Below are 8,812 nucleotides of genomic sequence, written 5' to 3'. Positions count from 1 at the left end.
TGCGATCTTTTGACTTTGATTTTAAAAACAGATCAAAAGATCGCAGCCTGCGGCAGCTCCTACAGGGGATTGCGGTGGTTATTCGATGCCGACCTGGTTACGGCCATTGTTCTTGGCCAGGTACAGGCCCCGGTCTGCGGCCGAGATCAGCAGGCGGCAATCGCTGCCCGACTGCGGCACCATGGTTGCCAGGCCGATGCTGATGGTCAGGCTCGCGCCATCCGCCGGGGTGTTGTGCGGGATTTTCAGCGAGGCCACGGTCTGGCGCAGCTTCTCCGCGACCAACCGCGCACCACCCGGCGAGGTGTTCGGCAGCACCAGCGCAAATTCTTCGCCGCCGTAACGCGCCGGCAAGTCCGACGGCCGTGCACTGGCGTCACGAATCGCCGTGGCCACTTTGCGCAGCGCCTCATCGCCTTCAACGTGGCCAAAACTGTCGTTATAGGACTTGAAGTAATCGACATCGATCATCAGCAGCGACAACTGGCTCTGATCGCGCAGCGAACGGCGCCATTCCAGCTCCAGGTACTCATCGAAGTGGCGGCGATTGGACAACCCGGTGAGGCCATCGGAGTTCATCAGTCGTTGCAGCACCAGATTGGTGTCGAGCAACTGCTGCTGACTGACCCGCAGCGCGCGATATGCCGCGTCCCGCTGCAGCAACGTCATGTACGAGCGCGAGTGATAACGGATGCGCGCCACCAGCTCGATGGTGTCCGGCAGTTTCACCAGATAATCGTTGGCCCCTGCGGAGAATGCCGCGCTCTTGATCAACGGGTCTTCCTTGGTCGACAGGACGATGATCGGGATGTCCTTGGTCGCCGGGTGATTGCGGTATTCGCGCACCAGGCTCAGGCCGTCGAGGCCGGGCATCACCAGATCCTGGAGGATTACCGTCGGCTTGATCCGCACCGCTTGCGCAATGGCCTGATGCGGGTCGGAGCAGAAGTGGAAGTCGATGTTCTCTTCGTTCGACAGCCCACGGCGCACGGCTTCGCCGATCATCGCCTGATCGTCCACCAACAACACCATGGCGGCGTTTTCGTCGGTTTTAATGTCGTCGATCTGTAAGTCATTCATGGGCGGTCACCTGAGTACTGCGCGGGCCAGGATTGCGGATAAGTCGGTTCATTTGGGGAAAATCTCCAGCAATCGTGGCGCTATCTTTTCCAAGGGGCGAATTTCTACGGCGGCATCGATCGCAGCGGCGGCCTTGGGCATGCCATACACCGCACTGCTCTGCTGATCCTGCGCGATGGTCAGGTAACCCTGTTGGCGCATGAGCTTAAGCCCTTGCGCGCCGTCGCGTCCCATCCCGGTCAATAAAACTCCGACCGCATCACCGTTCCAGTAACTGGCGACACTCTCGAAAAACACGTCGATGGAAGGCCGGTAGATCTCATTGACCGGCTCGGCGGTGTAGGCCAGCGTGCCGTTCTTGAGTAGACGAATATGATGGTTGGTGCCGGCCAGCAGCACCGCGCCAGCTTGCGGCGGCTCGCCTTCGCGGGCCAGACGTACATCCAGGCCGCTGGCACTGGCCAGCCATTCGGCCATGCCGGCGGCAAAGACCTGATCGACGTGCTGCACCAGCACAATCGCCGCCGAGAAGTCGCGGGGCAAACCCTTGAGCAACACTTCCAGCGCTGCCGGGCCGCCCGCCGATGAACCGATCGCCACCAGTCGCTGGCGCGAGCCCGAGCTGCGCTGCGGTGTCGGTGCCGGGCGCGAGCGCGGTGCCTTGTCGCCGATCAGCCAGCCAATATTGAGGATCTTGCGCAGCAACGGCGCGGCGGCTTCCCGTGCGTCGCCGGCACCGAGGGCCGGGGTGTCGACCACATCCAGCGCGCCGTGGCCCATGGCTTCGAAGACGCGATGGACGTTCTGCTGGCGGTCAACCGTGACAATCACGATCGCGCACGGGGTTTCGGCCATGATCCGGCGGGTGGCTTCGACGCCATCCATCACCGGCATGATCAGATCCATCAGGATCAGGTCCGGGGTGTTTTCGGCGCACAGTTGCACCGCCTCGGCGCCATTGCGGGCGACCCAGACCACCTGATGCGCCGGCTCGAAGGCCAATGCACGACGCAGGGCCTCCACCGCCATTGGCATGTCGTTGACGATTGCGATCTTCATGCCCGCGCTCCTCCGATGAGCTCGACCACTGCGTCGAGCAGGGCGTCGTCATGAAAACTGGCTTTGGCTAAATAATAGTCCGCCCCGGCGTCCAGGCCACGGCGGCGATCCTCTTCACGATCCTTGTACGAGACGACCATCACCGGCAGCGATTGCAGGCGGTTGTCGCGGCGCAAGAGGGTGACCAGTTCGATGCCGTCCATGCGCGGCATGTCGATGTCGGTGATCAGCAAATCGAAGTCCTCCGAACGCAATGCGTTCCAACCGTCCATGCCGTCCACCGCCACCGCGACGTCGTAGCCACGGTTGAGCAGCAGCTTGCGTTGCAACTCGCGCACGGTCAGCGAGTCGTCGACCACCAGCACCCGCTTGCGCGCGGCCTCGGCGGCTTGATTGCCGTGACGGGCGATGCGCTCGAGGCGACCGGTATTGAGCAATTTGTCCACCGACCGCAGCATGTCTTCGACGTCGACAATCAATACCACCGAACCGTCGTCGAGCAAGGCCCCGGCGGAGATGTCCTGCACTTTGCCCAGACGCTCATCCAGAGGCAAGACCACCAAGGTGCGCTCGCCAATGAAGCGCTCCACGGCCACGCCATAAATCGCGTCGCGCTCGCGGATCACCACGACTTTCAGGGTTTCACCGCTGTTCTGGCTGGCCGGGCGATTGAGCAATTGGCTGGCCGCAACCAGCCCGACATGCCGGCCTTCGTGCCAGAAATGCTGGCGACCTTCGACCTGCACGATGTCTTCGGGCTCCAGATCGCACATGCGTTCGATGTGCGCGAGCGGAAAGGCGTAGGCCTCCTCGCCGACTTCTACCACCAGACTGCGCACCACCGACAGGGTCAGCGGCACCTCCAGATGGAAACGACTGCCCTCGCCCGCCGTCTGCTCCAACTCCACGGCGCCGCGCAGTTGCCGAACCATGTGTTGCACAGCATCGAGCCCGACGCCGCGACCAGACACTTCAGTGACCGTATCGCGCAGGCTGAAACCGGGCAGGAACAGGAACGTCAGCAATTCTTCTTCGCTTAACTGCGCCGCCGTTTCCGCTGGCGACAACTGCCGCTCGACGATGCTGCGGCGGACCTTTTCCAGATCAACGCCATTGCCGTCATCGCTCAGCTCCAGCACCAGCAAACCGGCCTGGTGCGATGCGCGCAAGCGGATCAGGCCTTCTTCCGGCTTACCCTTGAGCAGTCGCTGCTCCGGGGTTTCGATGCCGTGATCGACCGCGTTGCGCAGCAAATGGGTCAGTGGCGCTTCGAGCTTCTCCAGCACGTCACGATCGACTTGAGTCTTCTCGCCTTCGATCTCCAGGCGCACCTGTTTGCCGAGGCTGCGACCGAGGTCACGGACCATGCGCACTTGGCCGCTGAGCACATCGGCGAACGGCCGCATGCGACAGGCCAATGCGGTGTCGTAAAGCACCTGCGCGCGCTGGCTGGCCTGCCAGGCGAACTCGTCGAGCTCGGCGTTTTTCTCGCTCAGCAGTTGTTGCGACTCGGCGAGCAAGCGCCGCGCATCTTCCAGCGCCTCCAGCGCTTCAAGGCTCAGCGCGTGTTCCTTGAGGTGCACGTTGAGGTTTTCCAGTGCGCGCAGGCCGTTGTTCTGCATGCGCTTGAGGCGCTGCATGGTCGCCAGATGCGGCTTGAGGCGCTGGGTTTCCACCAGCGATTTACTCGACAGATCGAGCAGGCTGTTGAGGCGCTCAGCGGTAACGCGAAGAACGCGTTCGCCGCCTTCGGTGGTACGTTTGCCTTTGCGTGACGGTGGCTGCTCGGAAGGTTCGACCGGCACGTCTATAGAAGACGCGGGCGGCGCTTCAAGCTGCAACTCGGCCATGAGCGGTGCCGCCACGGGCACGGGCGGCGCTGATGGATCGAGCAGGCGCCCCATCAACGCGACGTACGTTTCGATATCGCTCGGCTGCGGCGCACTGCCAGGGGTGGCGATGCGCATCAGCAAATCGGCGCCCTGCAACAACGCGTCGATGTGTTCCGGGCGCAGCAACAACCGCCCTTCCTGCGCACTGACCAGGCAATCTTCCATCACATGCGCGACGCTGACACCGCTGTCGATGCCAACGATCCGCGCCGCGCCCTTGAGCGAGTGCGCCGCACGCATGCACGATTCGAGTTGATCGGCCTGGGTCGGATTGCGTTCCAGCGCCAGCAGCCCGGCGCTGAGCACTTGGGTCTGCGCTTCGGCTTCGAGGCTGAACAGCTCCAGCAATGAGGCGTCGCGCATTTGCTCGGGGGTCATGTAAGGCTCCGGGTCACGGCGGACAACAACTGTTCTTCATCCAGCCAACGCAGGCTGCGACCGCGAAACTGCAAAACGCCACGGGTGAATTTGGCACTGGCTTGCTCACCGGATTGCGAGGCGGCATCAAGGATGCGCTCGTCGATGGCATGTATGCCGTCGACCTCATCCACCGGCACCACCACCGGCCCGCCATGGGCGGCGATGATCAACATGCGCGGCATGATTCGCCCACTGCTGGCCGGTGCAGCGCTGCCGTCCAGATCAAGCAATTCAACCAGCGACAGACACGCCACCAGCGCGCCGCGCACATTGGCCACGCCGAGCAAGGCCCGCGAGCGCTGATGCGGCAGGGAATGAATGGCCTGCAGCGGCGCGACCTCGACCAGACTGCGCGTGGCCAATCCCAGCCATTCTTCGCCGAGGCGAAACATCAGCAGCGAACGGGTTTTCACATCCGTTTCGACGGCGCTGGCCACCGGATCGCGCTCATCCTGCTGCAACGAGTAACGGTCGAGCAGACGCGTGGCGGCGGCGGAATACACCGAGCAATTGCGGCAATGAATATGTTCTTCGAGCAGCGGGCAGGACTTGTCACCGTGGATGCCGATACGGTTCCAGCAATCGTCGATGGCCCGGGCGTCTTCGTGGGTGACGTTCAAGGTGTCGGACGCGATCATCGTTTACGCTCACTGTCGGCGGTGCGGCCGCTGCGGGCAGCGCGCTCCTGCAATCGTCTGGCACCGGCGCTGTCGCCCTGGGCCTGCAGCAACGCGGCCAGGTGCATCAACGCTTCGGGGTGTTGCGGTTCAAGGTACAGCGCCTTGCGGTAGAAACCCTGGGCTTCGAGGGTCAGCCCGGCGACATCGCTGAGCAGGCCGAGCCAGTAAAACACCTGAGCCACCGGCTCATGGCTGCGCAAATACTGTTCACACGCGGCGCGTGCTTCGGCGCTTTTGCCTTCGTTGGCCAGCGCGGCAATGTTCGCCAGCAATGCTGCCGCGTCCGGGTTCGCGCTGTTGCGGGTGATCGGCAGTGGCGTTACTGCGCTGAACGGCCGATTGCGCACCGGAGGCGGCGACGGGCTGCGTGGCGCTGGGCTGATCGGCAACGTGACAGGTTTTGGCGTCGGCAGCGGCTCGGGATGCGGATCGCTATGACGACTGAACGCAAAAGACTGCGGGATGCCGATCGAACGCATGCCCAGACGCCCGAGCAGACTGCCCTCGGCCGGGCCGATAAACAGCACGCCGTCGACATGCGTCAGGCGTTTGAGCACTTCGAACACTTGCTTCTGCGTGGGCTGATCGAAATAGATCAACAGGTTGCGGCAGAACACAAAATCGAACGCCGGCTCGCTGGCCAGCAGCGCCGGATCAAGCACATTGCCGACTTGCAGACGCACCTGCTCACGGACATTTTCGTTGACCCGATGGCCGTCCTGCTCGGCGCTGAAATGCCGTTCGCGATAGTCCAGATCCTGACCGCGAAACGAGTTCTTGCCGTACAGCGCCCGCCGCGCCTTTTCCACCGACAGCGGGCTGACGTCCATGCCATCGACCTTGAACTGATGCGGCTTGAGCCCGGCATCGAGCAACGCCATGGCAATCGAATAGGGTTCTTCGCCGGTGGAACACGGCAGGCTGAGAATGCGCAAGGCGCGCATGTTGTTCAGCTCGTTGAGGCGATTTCGCGCCAGTTTGCCCAGGGTGGCGAACGATTCCGGGTAACGGAAAAACCAGGTTTCCGGGACGATCACTGCTTCGATCAGCGCTTGCTGTTCATCGCGCGAGCCTTGCAGCAGTTGCCAATACTCATCGGCATGCGCGGCCTGCGAGAGCGTCGTGCGCTGCCGCACCGCGCGCTCGATGATCGCCGGGCCAACCGAGGTCACATCAAGGCCGATGCGTTCCTTGAGGAAGTCGAAAAAGCGCTGATCACTGCTCATGGCTGCGCCTCAAGCTGCGCCGGGTCCAGCGGTGGAGTGGGGAACAACAGCGTACGCACGGACTCATCGAGCAAGTCATTGACCCGCACCCATTGCACCAGCCCTTGCGCATCTTCGCGCACCGGGCCGAGGTACGGCGCCTCACGGTTATCGAGACCGTAAGGCTGAAATTCCTGCGGATGGCAGCGCAGGGTATCGGTGGCCTGTTCGAGGATCAGCCCGAGCCATTGCGCCGCTTGCGTGGCGTCCGGGCGGTAGTTCACCAGCACCAGCCGCGTGCTGGTACGCGCCTCGGCCGATTGGCCGAACGTCAGCGCGCTGAGGTCGATCACTGGCACCACCGCGCCGCGATAGGCGAACACTCCGGCGACCCATTGGGGCGCGCGGGCAATCGTTTTCAATGGCAGGCGCGGCAGCACTTCCGCCACTTCGGTGGCGCGCAAGGCGTAACGCTCGCTGCCGATGCGAAACAGCAGGAACAGCGCCGGCTTCGCCACGGGCGCGGCACCGCGTTTGGCGATGATGTCGCTCATCAGACTTTGAATCGCGAAACGCCGCTGCGCAGCCCGACGGCCACCTGGCTCAGTTCGTCGATGGCGAAACTGGCCTGACGCAGCGACTCGACGGTCTGGCTGCTGGCATCGCCCAACTGCACCAGCGCATGGTTGATCTGCTCGGCGCCAGTGGCCTGGGCCTGCATGCCTTCATTGACCATCAACACCCGCGGCGCCAGCGCCTGCACTTGATGGATGATCTGTGACAGCTGCTCGCCGACCTGCTGCACTTCGGACATGCCGCGGCGCACTTCTTCGGAGAATTTGTCCATGCCCATCACACCGGCCGACACCGCCGACTGAATCTCGCGGACCATTTGTTCGATGTCATAGGTGGCGACAGCGGTCTGATCCGCCAGACGTCGCACTTCGGTGGCGACCACGGCAAAACCGCGACCGTACTCACCGGCCTTCTCCGCTTCGATCGCGGCGTTGAGCGAGAGCAGGTTGGTCTGGTCGGCGACTTTGACGATGGTCACCACCACCTGATTAATGTTGCCGGCCTTCTCATTGAGAATGGCCAGTTTGGCGTTGACCAGATCGGCGGCACCCATCACCGAGTGCATGGTGTCTTCCATGCGCGCCAGGCCTTGCTGGCCGGAACCGGCGAGTACCGAAGCCTGATCGGCGGCGGTCGATACTTCGGTCATGGTGCGCACCAGATCGCGCGAGGTGGCAGCAATCTCGCGGGAGGTCGCGCCGATCTCAGTGGTGGTCGCAGCAGTTTCGGTAGCGGTGGCTTGTTGTTGCTTGGAGGTGGCAGCGATTTCGGTGACCGACGTGGTCACTTGCACCGACGAGCGCTGGGCCTGGGACACCAGCGAGGTCAGCTCGGTCATCATGTCGTTGAAGCCGGTTTCGACGGCGCCGAATTCGTCCTTGCGGTCGAGATTCAGGCGCGAGCTGAGGTCGCCGGTGCGCATGGTTTCGAGGATCTTCACGATGCGGTTCATCGGCGCCATGATCGCGCGCATCAGCAGCAAACCGCAGAGACCGGCAGCCAAGACCGCAACCAGCAGGGAAACGAACATGCTGACTTTGGCCGCGGCCACGGCATCGTCGATATTGGCCATGGCCTGATCGGCGACTTTCTTGTTTTCGCCGATGATGTCGTTGAGTTTCGTACGACCGCTGTACCACGCCGGCGTGAGCTTCTCGTGGAACAGCTTCACCGCATCAGCTTCCAGATTGCGCTTGTGCAAATCGAGCACCGCGTCCTGAATCTGCATGTAGTTATCGTGGTACTTCACGAAGGCGGCGAATTCGCTACGGTCCTCGTCGGTCGCCATGGTCTTGCGGTAATTCTCCATCTGCTCCTGCAGACGGTTCTCAAAGGACTTGTACTCGGCAGCGTCTTCGCTGCTGATGCCCTGACCTTCCTTGAGGCCGAGCAATTCCTGAGTCTGCAGATAGCTGTCGACCCAGGCACCACGAATCATCGAGCTGTAATAGACACCGGGAATCGCATCGTCGCGGACACTGTTTTCACTGGCTTCGATCTTCAACAGTCGCGAGTACGACAGCACCACCATCAGCAACATGATGGCGATAATCACCGCAAAGCTCGCCAAAATGCGTTGGCGCAACGTCCAGTTCTTCACAGTGATTCCTCGTGCCTAGGTCGAAATGCGGGGAGTATAGCCGAGGGCGGTGTTTCATTTATAAGACGCTTTTTAACCCTCACACCCGCCGCGGCTAAACCGGCACGGGCTCTGGCTTGGGACTTTCCAGCAAGCGAGGGTCAACTGGCCAGTGACGGAATGGTAGAAAGGGGCGCTGGATCGGTCATTTCTGAACGGACGGTTTCTTCGCAATGGTGGCCACGAGCCATTGTGCGCAAGAAGTTGCGCACTTGTTTTCGTTTTTCACCTATCAACTGCTCTACAGCCCACGTCCCACGT

7 protein-coding genes are annotated in these 8,812 nt (G+C 62.3%); all 7 read right to left on the bottom strand.

The window, feature by feature from the left end; genetic code table 11:
* Positions 1–78 precede the first annotated feature (78 nt).
* Genes PMI37_RS25570 through PMI37_RS25540 form a run of 7 tightly spaced genes read right to left on the bottom strand, consistent with a single transcriptional unit; the run spans position 79 to position 8,512 of the window.
* Positions 79–1,080, bottom strand: a complete 1,002-nt coding sequence (locus tag PMI37_RS25570) for a response regulator (protein WP_008086602.1) — start codon at positions 1,078–1,080, stop codon at positions 79–81.
* Between the two features lie 48 nt (positions 1,081–1,128).
* Positions 1,129–2,139, bottom strand: a complete 1,011-nt coding sequence (locus PMI37_RS25565) for a chemotaxis response regulator protein-glutamate methylesterase (protein WP_008086599.1) — start codon at positions 2,137–2,139, stop codon at positions 1,129–1,131.
* Positions 2,136–4,409 (bottom strand): hybrid sensor histidine kinase/response regulator, encoded by a 2,274-nt coding sequence (locus PMI37_RS25560; RefSeq protein ID WP_008086597.1) that lies wholly within the window; start codon positions 4,407–4,409, stop codon positions 2,136–2,138. The genes PMI37_RS25565 and PMI37_RS25560 overlap by 4 nt, the downstream gene beginning before the upstream one ends.
* On the bottom strand, positions 4,406–5,089 hold the full coding sequence (locus tag PMI37_RS25555) for a chemotaxis protein CheW (protein WP_008086595.1): 684 nt from the start codon (positions 5,087–5,089) through the stop codon (positions 4,406–4,408). Before PMI37_RS25555 ends, PMI37_RS25560 begins: the two co-directional genes overlap by 4 nt.
* Positions 5,086–6,357 carry a CheR family methyltransferase gene (locus PMI37_RS25550; protein WP_008086592.1) on the bottom strand — a complete coding sequence of 424 codons (1,272 nt, stop codon included), beginning with the start codon at positions 6,355–6,357 and terminating at the stop codon, positions 5,086–5,088. Before PMI37_RS25550 ends, PMI37_RS25555 begins: the two co-directional genes overlap by 4 nt.
* Positions 6,354–6,890, bottom strand: coding sequence for a chemotaxis protein CheW (locus PMI37_RS25545; protein ID WP_008086591.1), 537 nt, complete (start codon positions 6,888–6,890; stop codon positions 6,354–6,356). Before PMI37_RS25545 ends, PMI37_RS25550 begins: the two co-directional genes overlap by 4 nt.
* Positions 6,890–8,512 (bottom strand): methyl-accepting chemotaxis protein, encoded by a 1,623-nt coding sequence (locus PMI37_RS25540; protein WP_008086589.1) that lies wholly within the window; start codon positions 8,510–8,512, stop codon positions 6,890–6,892. Before PMI37_RS25540 ends, PMI37_RS25545 begins: the two co-directional genes overlap by 1 nt.
* Positions 8,513–8,812: the final 300 nt, after the last annotated feature.

Source organism: Pseudomonas sp. GM80 (genome assembly GCF_000282515.1).
Classification (GTDB): Bacteria; Pseudomonadota; Gammaproteobacteria; order Pseudomonadales; family Pseudomonadaceae; genus Aquipseudomonas.
This window is presented reverse-complemented; position numbering and strand designations above follow the sequence as displayed.